General features: G+C 32.0%; 17 protein-coding genes. 15 read left to right on the forward strand and 2 right to left on the reverse strand.

What is annotated here, in order from left to right:
• The first annotated feature begins 34 nt into the window (after positions 1–34).
• From HM992_RS10475 to HM992_RS10505, 7 genes are all read left to right on the forward strand, one after another.
• Entirely contained in the window at positions 35–4,057 is a 4,023-nt protein-coding gene (locus HM992_RS10475; RefSeq protein ID WP_179319619.1) for a non-ribosomal peptide synthetase, read from the forward strand.
• 577 nt (positions 4,058–4,634) lie between these two features.
• Positions 4,635–8,561 carry a non-ribosomal peptide synthetase gene (locus HM992_RS10480; protein WP_179319620.1) on the forward strand — a complete coding sequence of 1,309 codons (3,927 nt, stop codon included), beginning with the start codon at positions 4,635–4,637 and terminating at the stop codon, positions 8,559–8,561.
• 1 nt (position 8,562) lies between these two features.
• Positions 8,563–9,420, forward strand: a complete 858-nt coding sequence (locus tag HM992_RS10485; protein ID WP_178984938.1) for a thioesterase domain-containing protein — start codon at positions 8,563–8,565, stop codon at positions 9,418–9,420.
• Positions 9,407–10,195, forward strand: coding sequence for a 4'-phosphopantetheinyl transferase family protein (locus HM992_RS10490; protein WP_179319621.1), 789 nt, complete (start codon positions 9,407–9,409; stop codon positions 10,193–10,195). Before HM992_RS10485 ends, HM992_RS10490 begins: the two co-directional genes overlap by 14 nt.
• A 77-nt stretch (positions 10,196–10,272) precedes the next feature.
• Complete coding sequence (locus HM992_RS10495) at positions 10,273–11,298, forward strand: c-type heme family protein (RefSeq protein WP_179319622.1); 1,026 nt, start codon at positions 10,273–10,275, stop codon at positions 11,296–11,298.
• A gap of 14 nt (positions 11,299–11,312) precedes the next feature.
• Positions 11,313–11,606, forward strand: a complete 294-nt coding sequence (trxA, locus tag HM992_RS10500) for a thioredoxin (protein ID WP_178984941.1) — start codon at positions 11,313–11,315, stop codon at positions 11,604–11,606.
• Between the two features lie 132 nt (positions 11,607–11,738).
• A complete protein-coding gene (locus HM992_RS10505; protein ID WP_179319623.1) occupies positions 11,739–11,927 on the forward strand; it encodes a hypothetical protein in 189 nt (62 codons plus the stop codon).
• Positions 11,928–12,020: 93 nt separating this feature from the next.
• Here HM992_RS10505 and HM992_RS10510 read toward each other — a convergent pair whose 3' ends face one another.
• Complete coding sequence (locus HM992_RS10510; RefSeq protein WP_179319624.1) at positions 12,021–14,123, reverse strand: TonB-dependent receptor domain-containing protein; 2,103 nt, start codon at positions 14,121–14,123, stop codon at positions 12,021–12,023.
• A gap of 64 nt (positions 14,124–14,187) precedes the next feature.
• Positions 14,188–14,568 carry a hypothetical protein gene (locus HM992_RS10515; RefSeq protein ID WP_179319625.1) on the reverse strand — a complete coding sequence of 127 codons (381 nt, stop codon included), beginning with the start codon at positions 14,566–14,568 and terminating at the stop codon, positions 14,188–14,190.
• Positions 14,569–14,760: 192 nt separating this feature from the next.
• Between HM992_RS10515 and HM992_RS10520 the strand changes: the two genes are divergently transcribed.
• The 8 genes from HM992_RS10520 (at position 14,761) to HM992_RS10555 (ending at position 21,584) form a co-directional block, all read left to right on the forward strand.
• Positions 14,761–15,483: a peroxiredoxin gene (locus HM992_RS10520; RefSeq protein ID WP_178984945.1), complete on the forward strand. Its 723-nt coding sequence runs from the start codon at positions 14,761–14,763 to the stop codon at positions 15,481–15,483.
• Positions 15,484–15,620: 137 nt separating this feature from the next.
• Complete coding sequence (locus tag HM992_RS10525; protein WP_179319626.1) at positions 15,621–16,964, forward strand: MBL fold metallo-hydrolase; 1,344 nt, start codon at positions 15,621–15,623, stop codon at positions 16,962–16,964.
• A 20-nt stretch (positions 16,965–16,984) separates the two neighbouring features.
• Entirely contained in the window at positions 16,985–17,437 is a 453-nt protein-coding gene (locus HM992_RS10530; protein ID WP_195806614.1) for a methyltransferase family protein, read from the forward strand.
• Positions 17,438–17,443: 6 nt separating this feature from the next.
• Complete coding sequence (locus HM992_RS10535) at positions 17,444–18,049, forward strand: class I SAM-dependent methyltransferase (protein ID WP_179319627.1); 606 nt, start codon at positions 17,444–17,446, stop codon at positions 18,047–18,049.
• Between the two features lie 120 nt (positions 18,050–18,169).
• On the forward strand, positions 18,170–19,501 hold the full coding sequence (locus HM992_RS10540) for a cytochrome ubiquinol oxidase subunit I (protein WP_178984948.1): 1,332 nt from the start codon (positions 18,170–18,172) through the stop codon (positions 19,499–19,501).
• 2 nt (positions 19,502–19,503) lie between these two features.
• Positions 19,504–20,577, forward strand: coding sequence for a cytochrome d ubiquinol oxidase subunit II (cydB, locus tag HM992_RS10545; RefSeq protein ID WP_178984949.1), 1,074 nt, complete (start codon positions 19,504–19,506; stop codon positions 20,575–20,577).
• Positions 20,578–20,592: 15 nt separating this feature from the next.
• The gene (locus HM992_RS10550; protein ID WP_179319628.1) at positions 20,593–20,889 is read left to right on the forward strand and encodes a hypothetical protein; all 297 of its coding nucleotides are present in this window, start codon (positions 20,593–20,595) and stop codon (positions 20,887–20,889) included.
• An 80-nt stretch (positions 20,890–20,969) separates the two neighbouring features.
• Complete coding sequence (locus HM992_RS10555; RefSeq protein WP_179319629.1) at positions 20,970–21,584, forward strand: TetR/AcrR family transcriptional regulator; 615 nt, start codon at positions 20,970–20,972, stop codon at positions 21,582–21,584.
• The last annotated feature ends 1 nt before the right edge of the window (position 21,585 follow it).

Consider the following 21,585-nt stretch of genomic DNA (forward strand, 5'->3'; position numbering starts at 1 on the left):
TATGATTTAAATTATCCTAAATAGTTTAAAACCAATGATAGAATCAACCGTAGAACCTGAAAGTAAATCTATTTTCAACCCTTTTGCAGGACCTGAGATTGAACGTATAATGCATACTACCCAATCACAAACAGAGATTTGGCTGGCGTGCAAATTGGGTGATATAGATGCTAGTAGAGCATATAATGAATCCATTTCGCTTATACTTAAAGGGCAATTAAATAAAAGTGCGATTCTAAAAGCTATTCAAAGTATCGTAAATCGTCATGAATGTTTACGTTCAGTGTTTAGTTCTGACGGTCGTTATATGACAGTGTTTAAACATGTTGCTGTTTTGCTAGATATTCAGGATGCTTCAGCTAGTAGCAAAATAGAGAAAGATGAAATTTTAAAAAATTGCTTGTCTACAGATGCTAATTATGTATTTGATTTATTAAGAGGCCCACTTTTTAAAGTGGGACTAATTAAGGTTTCAGAAGAAGAACATCATTTAATTATTACTGCACACCATATTGTATTTGATGGTTGGTCTGCAGGTATTTTATTAGAAGAACTAGGAAGCTTGTATTCGGCTAACGTTAATAATACACATCACAATTTACCACAAGCAGAAAGTTTTTGCGCTTATGCAGAGGAGCAGCATGCGTTTATGGCGAGTGAAGCCTACGATATTACCGAAAACTATTGGCTTAATGAATTTAAGGATAATGTACCTCAATTAACGTTGCCAACAGATTTTCCAAGACCAGAGGTTAGAACATTTAAGAGTGAACGTCTCGATGTTTCTATGGGAACAGAATTGGTGAGTGCTTTAAAAAAAACAGGTATAAAAGCAGGTTGTAGTTTGGTAACCACACTTTTATCAGCATTCGAAATATTTATTTACACCCAAACAGGACAAGATGATATTGTCTTGGGACTACCTTCAGCCGATCAAGCAGCAAGTGGTAAATTACAAATGATTGGTCATTGTGTAAACTTGTTACCACTACGAAGCAAAATTGATGTAAATATTAGTTTTGATGATTATTTAAAACAACGCAAACCTCAACTATTTGATGCTTATGATCAGCAGCAAATTAGTTTTGGACAATTGCTTCAAAAGCTTTCAATCGCTAGAGATCCTTCTAGAGTACCATTAGTTCCTGTGGTTTTTAATATTGATATGGGAATGACTAATGCAGTCTCATTTACGGATTTAGCATACGAGTTAAAAAGTAATCCACGCGCTTATGATGCTTTTGAGATTTTTCTAAACGCATCAGGATCAGAGGAAAATTTAATTTTAGAATGGGCTTATAATACGGCATTGTTTAAACCAGAAACCATAAAACAAATGATGGTTTCGTTTCAAAGTTTGGTTCATAAATTAATAGAATCGCATGATTTCAAACTAAAGGAAATTCTTAAAGTTGATGACACTGCATATATAAATATTAACAAAACAGATGCTACTTATCCGAAATTACCGTTACATCAGCTTATTGCGAAACAAGCAAGACAATCACCAGATACAAAAGCATTAAAATTCGAACAGTCTGAAATCACTTATAAAGATTTAGAATTACAAATAAATCGTTTAGCACATTCTTTAGCAGAAAAAGGTGTTAAACCAAATACTATAGTTGCTGTTGCTGCACCACGTTCAATTGAATTAGTAGTAAGTTTACTTGCTATAATGCAATGTGGAGCTGCTTATTTGCCATTAGATCCAAGTTATCCGCAACACCGCTTAGACTTTATGCTAAGTGACTCTGATGCTGAAGTCGTTATAGCATCCAATACAACATCTATTAAATCTGAAGCTAGTAAAAAACAACTTGTATTAGAAGATTTGTTTTTAAACTTAACAGAATATTCATCTGATCCTCTATCACTAAGTGTAGATATAGAAGAAAAAGCCTATTTACTATATACTTCAGGATCAACAGGAAATCCTAAAGGCGTTGAGGTTACGCACAAAAACTTAGTCAACTTCTTATTTAGCATGTTAGTTGAACCAGGTATTAAGGAAACGGATAAGCTATTATCGATCACAACAATTTCCTTTGATATTGCAGGTTTAGAGTTGTTTTTACCATTATTGAAAGGTGCCACTTTGGTAATTGCTAATGATGACGTGGCTAAAGATGGACGTTTATTATTAGAACATATAGTAGATGAGTCTATAACCATGTTACAAGCGACTCCTACAACATGGCAAATGTTATTAGATTCTGGTTGGGTAGATAAATTGCCTATTAAAGCGCTATGTGGTGGTGAAAAACTACCAATGCCTTTAGCAAAAAAAATAATACCAAAGGTTAATGAGTTATGGAATATGTACGGTCCTACTGAAACAACCATTTGGTCTACTACCAAACAAATTTTAATTGATGATGAGGTGCTTACAATTGGTAAGCCCATAGCTAATACGCAAGTTTACATTTTAAATGATCAAGGTCTTTTAATGAAACCAGGCGCTATTGGTGAAATTGTAATTGGAGGTGATGGTGTTGCAAACGGGTATTGGAAGCGTGAGGATTTAACTGCTGAGAAGTTTATTTCTAGTCCATTTGATTCGGAGCCAAATGTTAAATTGTATAGAACAGGTGATCTTGGGAGGTTGCTTAGTAATGATGAATTTGAATGCTTAGGTCGTATGGATGACCAAGTTAAAATTAGAGGGCATCGTATAGAACTTGGTGAAATTGAAGAGGTCATGATTACAATAGAGGATATTGAATCTTGTGTTGTGATGATAGACGAAGACCGGTTAAAAGCATTTGTTAAAGGGAAGGAATCTTTTTCTCTTTCTCAAGATATTCTTCATAAATGGAGAACCCATTTAAAAGAGCTTTTACCGCTTTATATGGTTCCTCATGATATTAATCGTGTTAATGAGTTTCCAACAACCTTAAATGGAAAAATTGATAGAAAGACATTACTTAATAATTCTAAGTTGACTTCTCAGCGTATAACTGGTAAAACGGCTCCAAGATCAGCAATGGAAAAGTTGGTGGCGAGCGTTTGGGAATCGTCTTTGAAAATTAAGGATATTGATGTTTTTAGTAATTTCTTTGAGATTGGTGGACATTCTTTAATTGCGGTTCGGGTAATGGCAAGTTTAGAGAAGGAGACCGGAACTAGATTACCTCTCTCGGCATTAATGACGCATTCAACTATAGAAAAACTAGCACAATTAATGGAGGTGGATGACGAGGAAAACTCATGGAGTTCATTAGTGCCAATTAAACCAGATGGAAATAAAACACCACTTTATGTTGTACATGGAGAGTTTTATAATGTGTTGTTTTTGAATTCATTAGTTAAAAATGTAGATAGCGAACAGCCTTTATATGGTTTGCAAGCCAAAGGACTTAACGAAGAGGATACTCCACATGATAAGATTGAGGATATGGCTGCTCATTATATTTCGGAAATTCTTGAATCCAATCCAGAAGGACCATATGCAATAGCTGGGTATTCATTTGGCGGAATTATAGCATTTGAAATGGCTAGACAATTAAAAGCTCAAGGCAAAACGGTAGAGAAATTTATATCTTTTGATAGCTATGTCTTCCCAGACTATTATTATCCAGATGCGTTTAGAAAGCAATTTATGACGGGATTTTATACTTCAGGTAAAGTTGTTTTTGCATTATCTAAAATGTTTAGTAGTGCTGATAAATTTAAAGAAAGAATACGCATTTTTAGAAATATGCTGAATCAAATATTTTCTAGGGTTAAACATAATAATAAAGAGCATAAATTAGAGCGTAAAGAATTACAAGATTTATTAGAGCTTAACGTAGGTAAGGAAACATTAAAAAACTTGAGTAGTCATCACAGTTTGGCAGTTGATAGCTATCATATAGTTCCAGAGGATTTAAAAGTAGACTTAATGGTTGCAGATGATGATGTCTTTTTTAAACATGATAAAAAGTATTACGGATGGAAATCTTTAGCGAAGCAAGGAGTGCAAAGGCATAGTGTTTCGGGTAACCATGCCAATATGTTTGTAGCTCCTAATGATAAACAATTTGGTCTTGTTCTACAAAAAATATTAGACAGTTAAACAGACAGAAGAATCAATGCTATTTTATTTGTTCCTTTAAAAACATGAATAGTCTTTATTGCCAAATAGGCTCAATATTTACATTAATTTTATTAATTTTTTTTGTTTTAAAAAAAATAATTATGGTGAAAACTTATCAAATGAAAAGTGAATATATCTGACTTATTTTTAGATAAATAGGTATTTTTAACTTATGTTTGGTCTATAGTATTAGACGGAAAATTCAGTTGTTTTTTTTGATTATTCTGCAAGAATTATTTTATAACGATAATTAAAAACATCTTGTCTGATTTTTTATTTTTAATACTTTTTTTTATATATTTTTTCCGTTCAAATTCCCCTTCAGAATTGAATGTAATTATTTTAAAATAAAAGCTTTCACCACTTATAGCGTTGGTGAATAACTAATTGTTTAGAAATGTATTTGAAATTTAGTAAGTTTTACAGAAAAGGCAGAAAATTAAATATTACATCTTTAATTTTTACTTAAAAAATCTTGTTATTATAATTTTCTAAGTAAGTAGACTTTATAGCTTCACCAATATTTTAATTAATTACTTCTTTTAGCCTAAACCTGATGAAGAAACCAATAATCTATACCACTCAATCACAGACAGAAATTTGGACTGCTTGTAAACTTGGTGGTGAAGATGCGAATAGAGGATATAATGAGTCTTTCTCTATAATATTTACTGGCCATTTAAATAAAGATGCATTACGAAACGCTATTCAAACTTTAATAGATCGTCATGAGTCATTACGATCTAATTTTAGCGATGATGGTCGATTTATTACTGTCCATAGAGATATTTCCATTGTTCTAGATGATCATGATATTTCTGGATTTACTGCAACTGAAAAAGATAGAATTATTGAGGACTATTTATCTTCTCATTCTAATTTTGTTTTTGATTTAAAGAATGGTCCACTTTTTAAAATTGAACTCATTAAATTATCAGAAACTGAGCATCATTTCTTATTCACAGCTCATCATATTATTTGTGATGGTTGGTCAATTAGAATTCTTTTAAAAGAATTGAGTACTTTATATTCAAATTCAGTTTCAAATACTAATCATGATTTACCTAAGCCAGATTGTTATCGTACTTATGCAAAAGAACGACAACTATTTTTGGGGAGTGAAGCACATAAAGCTAGTGAGAGTTATTGGCTTAACCAATATGCCAATGAGGTGCCTCATGTTACCCTAACAACGGATTTTCCTAGGCCAGAACTTAGAACTTACAAAAGTGAGAGATTAGATATAGTGATTGATAATTCTTTGGTTAATGGACTGAAAAAAATAGGGGATGAAGTAGATTGTAGTTTTGAAAATACATTGTTATCTGCATTTGAAATTTTTATCAATTCACAAACAAGTCAAGATGAAATTGTCTTAGGTTTACTTTTACCTGGACAAGCAGTTAATAATAAACCTCAATTAATTGGCCATTGTGTTAATTTGTTGCCTTTAAGGAGTAAAATTGATTTGCAAATTAGTTTTGTTGACTATGTGAACCAACGTAAACCTCAGCTTGCTGAAGCTTATGAACATCAGTTGTTTAGTTATGGCGAACTGCTTCAGAAATTATCAATAACGAGAGATCCTTCGTTAGTACCTTTAGCACCAATAGTCTTTAATGTTGATTTGAATTTATCAGATTCCATTTCATTTTCAAACCTAGATTACAAATTAAAAAGTAACCCTAGAGCTTATGAAACTTTTGAGCTTTTTGTAAATGTTACAGGGTCAGAAGAAGATTTAGTCATAGAACTGTCTTACAATACTGCTTTGTTTAAAACAGCAACGATTGAAAAATTAATGATATCATTTCGGAAGTTGTTAAAGCAAATAGTAGAAACACCGAAAATTAAATTAGAAACAATTTTAAAGGTTGATGAATCTCGTTATCAAATTCTAAATGCTACTTATAACGAGTATCCTAAGTTACCATTACATCAGCTTCTTGCAGAACAAGCGCAAGTCAGTCCAGATAAGATAGCCTTAATATATGGAGCCTCTAAAATTACTTATCAAGAATTTGAAGAGCAAGTTAATCAATTAGCACATCGTTTAACAGCACAAGGTGTAAAACCAGGAACGATTACTGCTGTGGCTTTACCAAGATCAATTGAACTTGTTATTAGTTTAGTTGCAATTATGCAATGTGGCTCAGCGTATTTACCGTTAGATCCAAGTTATCCTCAACAACGGTTAGATTTTATGATGGATGATTCAAAAGCTGAAGTCTTAATTTCATCTAATGAATTGGATCTTTCTTTAAAATCCATTCCAAAATTATTAATGATTGAGGATTTGTTTACGGATTTATCACAATTTCCGTTAACACCTCAAACGCTCTCTGTAGATATTGAGGAGATGGTCTATTTGCTTTATACCTCTGGTTCAACTGGTAATCCTAAAGGAGTTCAAGTAACACACAAAAACCTTGTTAATTTTCTGTATGGTATGGTTGAAAAACCAGGTATAGAGGAAACTGACAAACTACTATCTATTACCACAATTTCTTTTGATATTGCAGGTCTCGAGTTGTACTTGCCATTATTAAGAGGTGCTACGTTGGTCATTGCTAATGATGAAATAGCAAAAGACACGCGCTTAATGCTAGAGGTGCTTGAAGAAGAAAATATAAGCATTTTACAAGCCACACCTACAACATGGCAAATGCTTTTAGATGCAGGTTGGGAAAATCATTTACCGATTAAAGCTTTAAGTGGTGGAGAAGCAATTCCTATGAGTTTAGCTACTAAATTATTAAATAGAGTTGATGAACTTTGGAATATGTATGGCCCTACGGAGACCACGATTTGGTCTACTGTGAAGCAAATTAAATCTGAAGATAGCATAATTACAATTGGTGAGCCTATTGCAAATACTCAGTTGTATATTGTTAATGACAATGGACAATTGATGGAGCCAGGGCAAATTGGAGAATTGTGTATTGCCGGTGATGGAGTAGCAAAAGGATATTGGAGACGACCAGATTTAACTTCTGAGAAATTTATTAATAATATCTTTAATAAAGGGGAGGATTTCTTGCTATATAAAACAGGTGATTTAGCTAAAATTCTACCTTCTGGAGAAGTTCAATGTTTAGGTAGAATTGACCAGCAAGTTAAAATAAGAGGACATCGCATAGAGCTTGGAGAAATAGAAGAAGCTATTAATAAACTGGAGAAAGTTGAAACTTCAGTTGTATTGGTAAGAGAAGATAGACTAGAAGCATATGTTATATCTCATAAACAAAAAGAGATTTTAATTGAAACGATAAAAGATTGGAAAACTCAGCTTTCAGAAGAATTACCATCTTATATGGTTCCTGTAGAATTTCATTTTATCAATGAATTCCCAACAACATTAAACGGAAAAATAGATCGTAAAGCATTAAACAGTCCTTTCTATAATTCTAAAGGTTCAAAAGAATATACAGCACCTAGAACTGAAACAGAAAAAATAATAGCATCAATTTGGAAAGATTGTTTAAAGCGAGATAAAATAGATGTCTATAGCGATTTTTTTGATTTGGGTGGTCATTCATTAATCGCGGTTAAAGTGATGTCACTTATAGAAAAGAAAACAGGAAAGCGATTACCGTTATCTGCTTTAATGTTGCACTCTACTGTAAAAAAATTGGCAGAATCTATGGATGTGGAGGTGAATGAAACGTCGTGGAATTCATTAGTGCCAGTAAAATCTGAGGGAACAAAAAATCCAGTTTATGTCGTACATGGTGCAGAGCACAATGTTATGTTTTTAAATGCTTTAGCTAAAAATGTAGATGGTAGTCAGCCTGTGTATGGATTGCAATCTAAAGGACTCAATGGTATAGATAAACCACATAATAAGATTGAGGATATGGCTAGTAATTACATTTCTGAAATTATTAATGCAAATCCAACAGGACCATACGTTCTAGCAGGATATTCATTTGGGGGTGTTATAGCATTTGAAATGGCGAGACAAATGATAGCACAGGATAAAAAAGTAGATAAAGTAATTTTATTAGATAGTTATGTTTATCCATCTTATTACCATGCAAACGCTTTAAAAAAGAGAATTACCCATTATAAATATACGATTAGCAAGGTACTTTTCATGACTCAGAAAATGTTCAGTAATAAATCGAGTTTTAATCGTAGAATTCAATTATTTAAAGAAGGCTTGGTACAGAGTTATTCTAAGCTGAAACATGGAAAAGAAAAACACCATGAAATGCGATATAGTTGGCCTTATGAATTGGACAAAATGCACAAAGTAGCCATTTGTAATTATCAAATTTCACCATTAGATATTACGGTAGATTTATTAAGAGTCGCTGAAGATGATATTTTTTATGCACACGATGCTGATACCTTGGGCTGGAAAAATATAGCCACTAAAGGAGTTCGGAGACATTTAATACCAGGAAATCATAGAAATATGATTTCACATCCTCATGATAAGGAATTAGCTAGAATACTACAAAATGTACTAGATAATTAAGATGGAAAGTTCTAAGGTTACATACACTAATCACGAAGTTGATTTTAGTTCGTTAGTACCTTTAAAACCGTGTGGAAATAGAAATCCCTTATTTATATTACATGGTGCTAACCATGATGTTTTAAGTTTTAAAAATTTGGCTGATGAGCTACATAGTGAACAACCAGTTTATGCTTTACAAGCTAAAGGACTTAAAGGAGATTCAAAACCTCACGATACTGTTGAAGACATGGCTGCATATTTTATTACTATTATAAAAACTATAAATAAGGAAGGACCTTATATTTTGTCAGGGTTTTCATTTGGTGGTATCATTGCTTTTGAAATGGCTAAACAATTAAAAGCTCAAGGAGAAAGAGTAAAAATGCTGTTACTTTTTGATAGCTATGTTTATCCTTCATATTATTATTCAGATCCATTAAAGAAGAAGGTTACCTCTAAGTTATATACAGTAGGGCAATTAGGTTTTATGGGTTTAAATATGTTTAGTAGTGTGTCTAATTTTAAACGTAGGGTTAAATTATTGAAAATAAAGTTTTCTGGATTATTTTTAAAATTAAAACATGGAAGTGAACAACAGTATCAATTGCAGTTTAATCGATCCTCAAAAATAGATAAGATGCATGGTTTAGCTTACGCTAGATATCATATAATTCCGCAGGATATAGAAGTAGATTTATTTAGGTCTACTAAAAAGCTATATTTTGCTCATGATTATAACTATTTAGGTTGGAAAAGAATAGCATTGGATGGAGTTCATAAGCATATCTTACCAGGAAATCACTCCGAAATGTTTTTTTCTCCTGTTGTTGAAAAATTTGGTGAGAAGCTTCAAAATTTACTAGATGATGGAGTATAATAATTCTGAAAGCAACTTGTTTTGTGGATCCTCTATAATTATAGATAGAAAGGGAGAAGATTCAGATCAAATTCATTCTGGCATTAAATTATATAAAATTGAATTATCTCAATATTATAACATTACAGATGTATTATTAAAAACATTAACGCCACACGAAGTACAAAGAGCTCACAGGTACCATCATATAAAGGATTCAAAACGGTTTATAATTTGTAGAAGTTTTCTTAAGCTTTTAATAGCCCAACGAAATGATATCGAAATTTCTCAAGTATATTTTGAGAAAACTGAAAATCACAAACCGTATTTCCCCTTAGATAAAACGTTGTTTTTTAACGTGTCGCATGCTGGTGATTATGCAATCATTGCAATTGGAAATTGCGAATTAGGTGTCGATATAGAATACATTGATAAGCATTTTAATTATGCTGATATTCTTCCTACTGTTTTTAGCTCTGAAGAACTAAGTTTTGTAGAAATGTCTAATTTTAAAAGACAAACCTTTTATAAATTATGGACAAGAAAAGAGGCTATTGTAAAAGCGACAGGAAAAGGTATTGATGACGATTTTTCAAAAATACCTGTGCTAGATGGAGCTCATACAGTACCATCATCATTAATAAACGACTTCAAAAAAATAAATGTATTTAGCTTCAATTTAAATGCTTATTACGTTGGTGCCTTTGCTTTTAAAGGTGATGATATTGATTTTAAGCATATAAGTTTTCAACCTTTACCCAATATAGTAGAGTTAGAGTCTTTGTTTAAATTATAATTTCAAATTAGTGCATTGTAACATTAGTTACGCTATCTTATATTAATCCTTTGTATTTTTATTTAAATTTTATTGAAATGAAAAATATCATAGGATTACTCGTTTTGGCTACGTTTTTTGTGAGTTGCAATTCCTCTAATAAGAAAGAAAAAAATTCTTACAGTAAGGTTGAGCATACTTCAGATAAAAGCGATCATCCTGGTAAAAAATTAATGGAAACTAATTGTTATATCTGTCATAGTGCTACTGCTGGTCATGATGATAGAATTGGTCCACCGATGATTGCCATTAAAAGGCATTATATCAATAGTAAAACGACTAAAAAAGAATTTACTGATGCTATGCAAGCTTGGATTAAAAACCCGAATGAAGCTGATGCTAAAATGCCAGGTGCTGTAAAGCAATTTGGTGTGATGCCCATACAGCATTTCCCAGAAGAGACTATTGCGCAAATTTCGGAATATATGTTTGATTTTGAAATTGAACAGCCAGAGTGGTTTGAAAACCATTTTAATGAAGAAAGAGGGAAAGGTAAAGGAATGGGTAACGGACGAGGAATGGGAAATGGGAAAGATAAAAAACTTGGCATGAAGCAAACCCAAACTAATTTTGAAGATTTACCTTATGGAGAGCGAGGTTTAAAATATGCCTTAACTACAAAAGCTGTTTTGGGTAAAAATTTAATGGGAACTATTCAGAAAAAAGGGGTTTTGGAAGCTTTAAATTTTTGTAATCTACAAGCTTATCCTTTAACCGATAGTATGTCTGTTGTACACAACGCCACCATTAAACGTGTAACAGATAAACCAAGAAATCCAAATAATAAAGCTAATACAGAAGAATTAGGATACATAAGAGACTTTAAGGAAGTTATTGCAAATAATGAAGAACCAAAACCACTAGTAAAAAAAATGGATGATAAAGTGAAAGTATATTATCCAATTACGACTAATAATATGTGTCTGCAATGTCACGGAAAACCTAATGAAACGGTAGAAGCTTCAACGCTAACAAGAATTAAGAGTTTATATCCAATGGATAAAGCTCTTGGTTACGATATTAATGAAGTTAGAGGTATTTGGAGTATTACTTTTGATAAATAAAATTCAAGTCAGGTATGAGTAAATTTTCAGAAATAATAAATCAAGATCAACCTGTTTTGGTTGATTTTTTCGCAGATTGGTGTGGACCATGTAAAATGTTGAGTCCAATTTTAAAACAAGTGAAAGACCAATTGGGTGATGGTATTACGATTATAAAGATAGATGTTGATAAGAATCAAGCCTTAGCCTCAAAATATCAAGTGAGAGGAGTACCAACAATGCTATTGTTTAAAAAAGGAAAGCAGGTTTGGAGACAATCAGGCGTGCTTCAGGTAAATGATATTGTCAACGTGATTAACACCCACTAATCTTATTCATAATCTCAAATAAAAATATGGACTTAATTCTATTTGAGATTATTTTTTATACTGATAAATGTCATATTTGTTTGTGAAAGCATATAGTATATTTACATTTTAAAAAACACTAATATTTTAAATATGATATCACAAAACATTGCATTATACAGTTGGAGTAACGGAGTAGTAATGATAGCTATTTTTGCCGTTGTATGTATTACATTAGTAGGTATATTAATTAACTTTATGATGAGTGGTAAACCTGAAGAAGGGGCCGATACGCTTGATGCATCAAATGATATCATTAAAAATGATAGTAATGAGAATTAAGAAATAGTAATTAAAAACTGATAATAAATTTAAAAGAGGGTAGCGTATAATAAGTTACCCTCTTTTTTGTGCTCAATTTTATCTGAAGTTCAATTAAAATGAATACTGTAAAAAAGCCGAAAAATTTCTACCTGGCTCTGTAATTGGTGTACTTCCAAAATCTTCTTGATTTGTAAATGAAAAATTTAAATGATTATTATAAGCTTCATCTAAAGCATTAATAACAGCAAAACCTAAGGTGATATTTTTTATTGGTTTTAAACCTAATCTAATATCTAAAGTTTGATAGCCATCCGTTTCTGTTTCTCCAAAACTTTCAGATATGTGGTCTTGTTTTGATGTTAAATTATACTGAATATTAGCCCAAAATTTAACTTTTTCAAAGCCAACCACAAATCGTGTAGTAAAAGGAGGTGTCAAAGGAAGCGACTCTGCTAAATCTTTATTTTTAGCATAAACATAAGAGAACTCTGTTTTTAGAAAATAATGATCTAAAAAATCCACTTGAGCCATAGCTTCAAAACCTGTTTTATAAGCTTCATCAAGGTTTCTGAATACTTTTGGATTACTAGGTTCTGATGTTGGGTTAAACTTTCGTGTTAAGGATTCATCTACAATACCAACAATATAATTCTCAAAGAATGAATAATAAAAAGAGGTTTCGTATTTAAAACTATTAAAGCTATTTTTTAAGGGCTCGTAACCTTTAAATCCTATTTCAAACTGATTATTAACTTCAGCTTTCAAATCTGGATTCCCAATGTACTCATAAGGATCTTGACCAACTGAGAAGTGATTAATAAAGCGTTCTATCATATTTGCAGAACGCACTCCGCGACCATATGCAGCTTCTAAAGTAAATTTATCCGAGACTCTATTTTTGATTGAAACTGTTCCGCTTACATTGTGTTCCGTGCGTTTTTCTAAGTCATACATGGCAGCAAAGTCATCTTCAGGATCTTGTATGTCAGACGTTACATTGTCGTATCTAATTCCAGCTGTAAAAATTGTTTTAGAACTAATGCTATATTTAGCCTCTGTGTAAACACCCAAATCGGTAATATAAGAATCTTGCCAAACCTTATCATTAAACTCCATTGGAGATGGTAAAGCGTTGCCGTTCATTATTTTTACCAAACGCGTTCTGTTACCATCTCTAGCAATATGCAGAGCATCTAAACCAGAAAAAACGTTTATTTTTTCTGAAGGTTTCCAGTTGATTTCAATTTTCCCACCCGCTGTAATCGCATCTACACCAGATGCTGCTTCCATCATCATAAAAGAAGGTCTATTATAATTGGTCATTAAATGATCAACATAACTATAATAGGCTTTTGCGGTTAATGATTTTACGGTTTTACCAATAGCATCTAATGAATAATCTAAAGAAATAATACTACTATCATCATATTCCGTATCCATTGGTAAAGCAGCATGTAACACATCGCGACCAAAAGATTGTCTCCAATGCGCTTGTAATCGTTGGTCGTCAGAGAAATTATAGCCTATTTTTAGACCATAATCTGTACTTCTAAAAGAGGATGGAATTTCTTTGCCATCTCCGTCTTCGTAATTTCCAAAATCTCGATAACCAGCATTAGCAACAATATCATACTTGTCTTTAATATATTGAAGTTGTACTAAGTTAACTAACGAGTTTCCATTGCTTTCGTAGCCACCTGAAACTTTGCCGTGTAAACCATGATCTTCGTAATCTGGTTTTTGAGTCACTAAGTTTATAATACCTCCAAAAGTGGCTCCATATCTTACGGTGTATGGTCCTTTTATAATTTCTATTTTCGAAATTTCTTCAGGAATAATATGTGTTGTTATAGGATCCATGCGGTTAGGACAAGCATGCATGGCTTTTGTGCCACCATCATATTGAATATTCAACTGTTCATATTGAGCACCTCTAAACGAAGGGTCAATTGCATAGTTTCCTCTTTTTATAACCGAAAAACCAATAATGTTATTGAATAAATCGGCAACGTTCTTAGGTTGCACAATTTTTTCGTCATATTTATTGGAAACAACAGTTAAGACTGGGTCGGTTTTTAGATTTCCGGTAACAATAACTTCGTTCAGTTTTGTGGTTGTTTGTGTTGTAGTATCTTTTATGGTTTTTTTTTGTTCTTGACCATAAGTTATAGCTGTAATTAGAGTGCATAAAAGCACACTATAGAATGTTTTCATAGTAGAGTTATATTTATTTAATTCAAATAATTGTGATAGTAATTGCTATCAAATAAGTAAAGGATTATACTTTAGGAGGATGAAAACAGTAGTTCGAATTATTAAAACTATATAAATTAAGGTAATAGGATGTAGTGAGAGAGTTTCTAGCTAAAGTGCCTTGAGTTAATTGAAATGAAGTATTAGGACATGGGTACAAAATAAGGTCTTTAAAATCAATTATGCTTGTTGGTATATTTTGATTACTGCTTTGGGATTCTGCAACCTTCATTAATTGGCATTTCCCATTACACTCCAATTCGGGTTTGTCTTTGTTCTCACATAGATTTTCTACAAATCCTATGGGATCTAAGATGTAATATGCATAAGTCAACGAAGTTTTGGTACTATTGAAAATAATCAATAATAACAAGAGTAGTACAAAAACGGGTTGGCGTATCTTCATTTAGAAATTATGGAATAGCTTCTTAATTATTGAACTGATCTGAATCATTGCCTACAATTATTATAGAAACTAATTTTAGTGTCTAATATCAAAGTTCACAATAAAAAATTCTTGATTGGGTAACTTTAGTTACATAGCTAAAAACTATTACAAACTATATTTGTCATAAATTAATTAAATACTTAAAAAATCATGAATACATTAGAAACAACACCACAAGAAACATTTGCAATGCCAAGAATTGGAGATAAAGCACCAGAATTTAAAGCCGTAACTACGCAAGGAGATATTAATTATCCTTCAGATTATAAGGGAAAATGGTCAATACTATTTAGTCATCCAGCAGATTTTACACCAGTTTGTACTTCTGAATTTATGACATTTGCGCATTTAGAAGAAAAATTTGAAAAAGCAAATTGTAGTCTTATTGGTTTATCTATTGATGGTCTTTATAGCCATATCGCATGGTTAAGAACTATTAAAGATAAGATTGAGTTTAACGGTATGAAAAACATAGAAGTTAAGTTTCCTTTAATTGAGGATATTTCTATGGAAGTGGCTAAGAAATATGGAATGATTCAACCCGGAGAAAGCAAAACACAAGCGGTTAGAGCGGTCTTTTTTGTTGATCCTAATGAAACAGTAAGAGCAATTATTTATTACCCATTAAGCTTAGGACGTAATTTTGATGAGTTATACAGAGCTTTAATTGCTATGCAAACTTCAGATAAATTTAACGTAGCCACTCCAGCAGATTGGAATCCTGGTGATGATGTTATTGTGTCTCCAGCAGGATCATGTGGTGTAGCCGAAGAACGCATGACTTCTACTGAAGATTTAGATTGTAAAGACTGGTTCTTCTGTACTAAGAAGCTTGATAAAGATTTAGTGTTGAACGAAATCCTAAAGAAGTAAATACGTCTTTACGTGAAGATAATTTCCTTGTTTAAGTAAATTAATAAGTAAAATAATCTAATCTAAATTTCGGTCTTAATTTTTAGTTGAGACCGATTTTTTTTATCTTTTAAGAGGAATTAAAACGCATTAAAATCATGAACATTATACAATTTGAAGATAAGCCATTGGCACATTATTCTTATGCAATTATAAGTAATGATGAAATGGCTATTGTCGATCCTTCTCGAGATCCAAAGCCCTATTATCAGTTAGCCGAAAAACATAACGCAAAAATAATCGCCGTTTTTGAAACCCATCCTCATGCCGATTTTGTAAGTGGCCATTTGCAGATTCATAATGAGACTGGAGCTAAAATTTATGTCAGTAAATTGGTTGGGGCAAACTATATGCATGAGACTTTTGATGATGGAGATACCGTTAAAATAGGAGAGGTTACTTGTTCTGCAATTAACTCGCCAGGTCACTCACCAGATAGTATTACTATTATTGCTGAAGATGCATATAAAAATTATGCGATGTTTTCGGGAGATACCCTATTTATTGGAGATGTCGGACGACCAGACTTAAGAGAGCAAGCTGGTAACATGAAAGCTAAACGCGAAGAATTAGCTAAAAGCATGTATCACACTATTACGCATAAATTTAATCATTTGCCAGATGCTACACTAGTATATCCAGCGCATGGAGCAGGTTCTTTATGTGGCAAAAACATGAGTAAAGATGCTTCTAGTACATTAGGAAAAGAAAGAAATGAAAACTGGGCGTTTAAGGATTTATCTGAAGACCAATTTGTAGCTCATATTTTAAAAGATCAACCTTTTATTCCGTCTTATTTTGGATTTAATGTGGATATTAATAAAGATGGATCAGAGAACTTTCAATTGTGTATTGCAATACCTACATTTCAATTTCAGATTGTTGATTTTTTTAATGATGGTGCATTAATTGTGGATACGAGAAGTAAAGCGGATTTTGATACCAATCATATACCTAAGAGTATTAATATAATTGCAGAAACTGAGGATGATAAATTTGAAACATGGTTAGGCTCAATTGTAAAACCAAATGAAGCCTTTTATTTAGTGATAAAGTCCATTGAAGATAGAGATAAAATACTATATCGAATTGCTAAAATAGGTTATGAAAAACAATTAATAGGATTAATGACTCTAGGTGAAACTAATTTTGAAGGCGTAGAAGTTCTTAATTTTAATGATTTTGAAAACCATCAAGATAAGTACACCATTATTGATGTTAGAAATAAAAGTGAAGTTGAGGAAGGCAAAATATTTCAAAATGCAATAGCTATTCCACTTCATCAATTAAGAGATGCTGAAGATGAAATTCCTACGGACAAACCCATTGTAGTGCATTGCGCTGGTGGGTATAGAAGTGCAGCTGGTAGTAGTATTATTTCAAATATTACAAACAAGTTTACTGTGTTCGATTTAAGTGATGATGTAACTAAATTTCAATAAATAAATAGGAGAGACGCGCATTGAAAACAGGTCAACCATCAAAAAAGGATTATGTGTTTGTAGGCATTCAGCTATTGCTTTTTGTTGCTTATGTATTTCCACTTAAAATAATCGTTATAAACCTTTTAGAGTGGATTAGATATTCAGCTTTAATTTTAGCAGGTTTAGGACTGATTTTAGGTATTAGTGCTTTATTACAAATAAGCACTAAATTATCTCCCTTTCCAACACCTGTCGTAGATAGTAAATTACTCACTCATGGTGCTTATGCAATAGCTAGACATCCTATTTACACCAGTATTTTAACTATAACTTTAGGCTATGCTCTATATGACGAATCCCTATTTAAATTTATTGTTTTCATAGCATTATGGATATTGTTTTATTTTAAATCAAATTATGAAGAGAAATTATTATCTGAAAAATTCACGGAATATTCAGCTTACAAACTAAATACAAACCGATTTATTTAATCATTTATGAAGAACAATCCAACAGATTTTTGGAATGACCGTTTTGGTCAAGAAGAATTTATCTATGGTACTGAGCCTAATCAATTTTTTAAAGAGCAATTACAAAAGTTGCAAAAAGGAACATTGCTTTTACCGGCCGAAGGAGAAGGTCGTAATGCTGTTTATGCAGCAAAACAAGGTTGGAAGGTTTCAGCTTTTGATATTAGTATAAAAGCTAAAGAAAAGGCCATGCTTTTGTCTAAGCAAAACCATGTTTCTATAGATTATAAAGTTGATAGAGTACTAAATTTTACAAGTAACACACAATTTGATGTCATAGGACTTTGTTACACACATTTTCCTTTGGACATTCGTAAAAAGGCAAGTCAATATTTACTGCAATTTTTAAAAAAAGGAGGTGTGATTATTTTTGAAGCTTTTGCAAAAGCTCAAATAAATAATAATTCCGGAGGCCCTAAAAATGAAGCTATGTTGTTTTCTATAGAAGAGGTGAAACAAGAGTTTACAAATCTCGAATTTAACATATTAGAAGAAAAAACAATCGAACTTTCAGAAGGTGAATTTCATAAAGGAAAGGCAGAAGTTATTCGTTTTGTTGGTGTGAAAATGTAAAAGTAGTTCTAATAACGAACTTATATAGCTCACGTTTTTTATTAAAAATAGGATATTGTAACTAATGTAACATAGCAACCATGTAAAAAAGCTAAATTTGTAATATCCAAAATAACACCTATGGAAGACATGATTTTTTATGATAGATTGCAATTTGCATTTACTATCACATTTCACTACATATTTCCACAATTAACCATGGGATTATCTTTAATGATAGTCTATTTTAAGTGGAAATTCCTCAGAACTCAAATTGAAAAGTATAATAATGCCGCAAAGTTTTTTATGAAAATCTTTGCCATTAACTTTACCATGGGAGTGGTAACAGGGATTCCAATGGAATTTCAATTTGGTACTAATTGGGCAAAGTTTTCTGAACTCACCGGCGGAATTATTGGTCAGACCTTAGCCATGGAAGGCATGTTCTCATTCTTTTTAGAATCTTCATTTTTAGCCTTATTTATATTTGGTGAAAAATTAATGGGGCAAAAGCTTCATTTTTTAACTGGTTTTCTGGTGTTTTTGGGGTCTTGGGCAAGTGGTTGGTTTATTTTAGCTACCAATGCATGGATGCAAAATCCTGTAGGTCATGAAATTTTAGAGAACGGAAAATTTGTATTAGAAAACTTCTCGGAACTTTTCACAAATCCATGGCTATTGCCAGCCTTTTTACACAATCAAATGGCATCAGTGGTGACGTCTGCTTTTGTGGTGGCAAGTATAGGTGCGTTTTATATTTTAAGAGATAAGCATTCAGAATACGGAAGACTGTTTCTAAAAACAGGTGTGATATTCGGATTAATATCTAGTGTATTAGTCGCGTTTCCAACAGGAGATTGGAATGCTAAAAATGTCGCAAAATACCAGCCAGGAACATTTGCTGCTATGGAAGGTATATTTGAAACCGAAGATGCTGGTGCCGAAATCGTACTTATTGGTCAACCTAATATGGTGGACAAAAAACTAGATAACAAAATTGCCGTTCCTAATATATTAAGCTTTTTAACCTACCAAGAATGGGATAAACAAATCCCTGGAATGGATCAATTTGAAGAAGATGAATTGCCAGATAATATTCCTGCGCTTTATTATTCCTATCATATTATGGTCGGTTTAGGAACTATATTTATTGGCGTTATGGCATTAGCACTGTTCTTTTTGTGGCGAAAAAAATTATACACTATAAAACCATTACTTTGGACGATTATGTTTCTGGTTCCATTTCCATATATCGCAAATATTACGGGTTGGTACACCGCAGAATTAGGAAGACAACCCTATTTAGTTTATGGTTTATTAAGAACAAGCGATGGTATTTCACCTACGGTTTCATCGGGTAATACTTTATTTACTTTACTTGGTTTTGTTGCTTTGTACATGCTTCTAGGCTTGTTGTTTTTAGTTCTAGTTGGTAAAACTATTAACCAAGGTCCAACGCCTCAAAAACATTAATTATGGAAATATTTTGGTACATAGCAATAGGAATTGTTCTAACAGTGTTTTTTATTTTAGACGGTTACGATTTTGGAGCAGGAATCATTCATTTGTTTTTTGCGAAGGAAGAAAAGGACAAAGAAGTCATTACTAAATCGGCAGGCTTGTTTTGGGATTCAAATGAAGTTTGGTTAGTCGCAGCAGGAGGGATGCTCTTTATGGCGTTTCCAACATTTTATGCCTCAGTTTTTAGTGGATTTTATTTACCATTAATAATTGTGTTGTGGTTAATTATTTTTAGAGCCATCGGATTAGAATTTAGAGGGCAATTCAAATATCAAATGTGGAAAGATATTTGGGATAAATCTTTTGGTGTTTCTAGTTTGTTGTTAGCGTTATTTTTTGGAATAGCTTTAGGTAATATTGTTAGAGGTGTAAATTTAGGAAGTGTTGAAAACGGAGTTTCTGCTCATGAAGGTCATTATTTTTTCTTACCGTTATGGGATAGTAGCTTTAGTCCATTAACAGATCATCCTGGAGTTATTGATTGGTTTACTATAATAATAGGCTTAATAGCAGTGGTTACTTTAGCAATTCATGGTGCCAATTGGATTATTTTAAAAACCAATTCAACAATAAATAACAAGCTAAAGGGCGTTATTTTTAAATTAAATATTGCTTTGGCAATCCTTACAATTTTCTCTTTAATTGTATGGCAATACGTCAATCCAAATTCATTAGATAATTTTATTCATAAGCCTTATTTATTGATCTTTCCTATTATTTATTTAACAGGATTAATTGGGTTGTTTTTTATTAAGAAAATCAAAAAAGATAGTCATGCTTTTGTGTTGTCAAGCTTGCTTATTTTAGGTGGAATTACATCCTCACTAGCATCTTTATTTCCAGTAATATTACCTTCAATAAATGATAAGCATGAGCATTTAACTATTTATAATACGTCTGCAGCAGAATATGGTTTATCTGTTGCGTTAACATGGGGAATTATTGGGTTTGCCTTAATTGTTGTTTATTTCATTATTCAAAAAAGATTGTTGAGCGGGAAAATTGATAACATGGATTATGGCCATTAGAATGTTTATACAATCATGACAGGTACATTAATTTCATTAATTAGTATTGTAATTGGAATAATTTCTGCCAATCTATTTGGTAGGTTATATAAACAATACACTTTTGGTTTTAAAGGGAATACTTTGATTGGTGTTTTTGGAAGTATCTTATTAATTAAGACTTTTGGTCGACTAGGCTTTGACCCTTGGTCTATTATGAATGACGGTGATTTTTATGGATTTCGTTTAATAATTAATCTATTCGTGTCTGCTTTAGGTGGAGTTTTTGGACTCGTATTAGCTAAAATAATTCAAAAGAAACTAAACAGATAGTTAAAAAATAATCAAACAGTATTGTGTTTGATTATTTTTTGTAAATTTGTTAACCAGTTGGTTAAACTATACGGTTAAAAATGGTAAAAAAGAAAGACGAAAACACAGAAGAACAAATATTAGATGCAGCTAAAAATGTATTTCAATCTAAAGGGATGGATGGTGCAAGAATGCAAGAAATCGCAGATAAAGCAGGTATAAATAAAGCGATGCTTCATTATTACTACAGAAGCAAACAGCTATTGTTTGAAGCCGTTTTTAAAAACGCATTTTCATTATTAGCACCTCAGTTAAATGCGGTTTTAAATGATAATTCATCCATTGAAGAGAAAGTGAAAAATTTCACCTTCAACTATATCTCTTTCATTGTTAAGCATCCGTATTTACCAAATTTTATCATTCAAGAACTCAATAGAAATCCAGAGTTTATTCTAAAAATGAAAAGTAATCCAGGTTTTCCTAATCTTGAAAAATTTAGTAAACAAGTAAACGATGAAGTTGAAAATGGAACAATAAAACCGATTAGTGCAGAGCAATTATTCATGAATATTATGGCTTTAAATATTTTTCCATTTGTAGCAAAACCATTAATCATGGCATTTACAAATACAGATGATAAAGCGTACAAACAATTAATTGAAGACCGTAAAACTGAAGTTTCCGATTTTATAATTAATTCGATAAAAAACACATAAA

Source organism: Winogradskyella helgolandensis (assembly GCF_013404085.1).
Classification (GTDB): Bacteria; Bacteroidota; Bacteroidia; order Flavobacteriales; family Flavobacteriaceae; genus Winogradskyella; species Winogradskyella helgolandensis.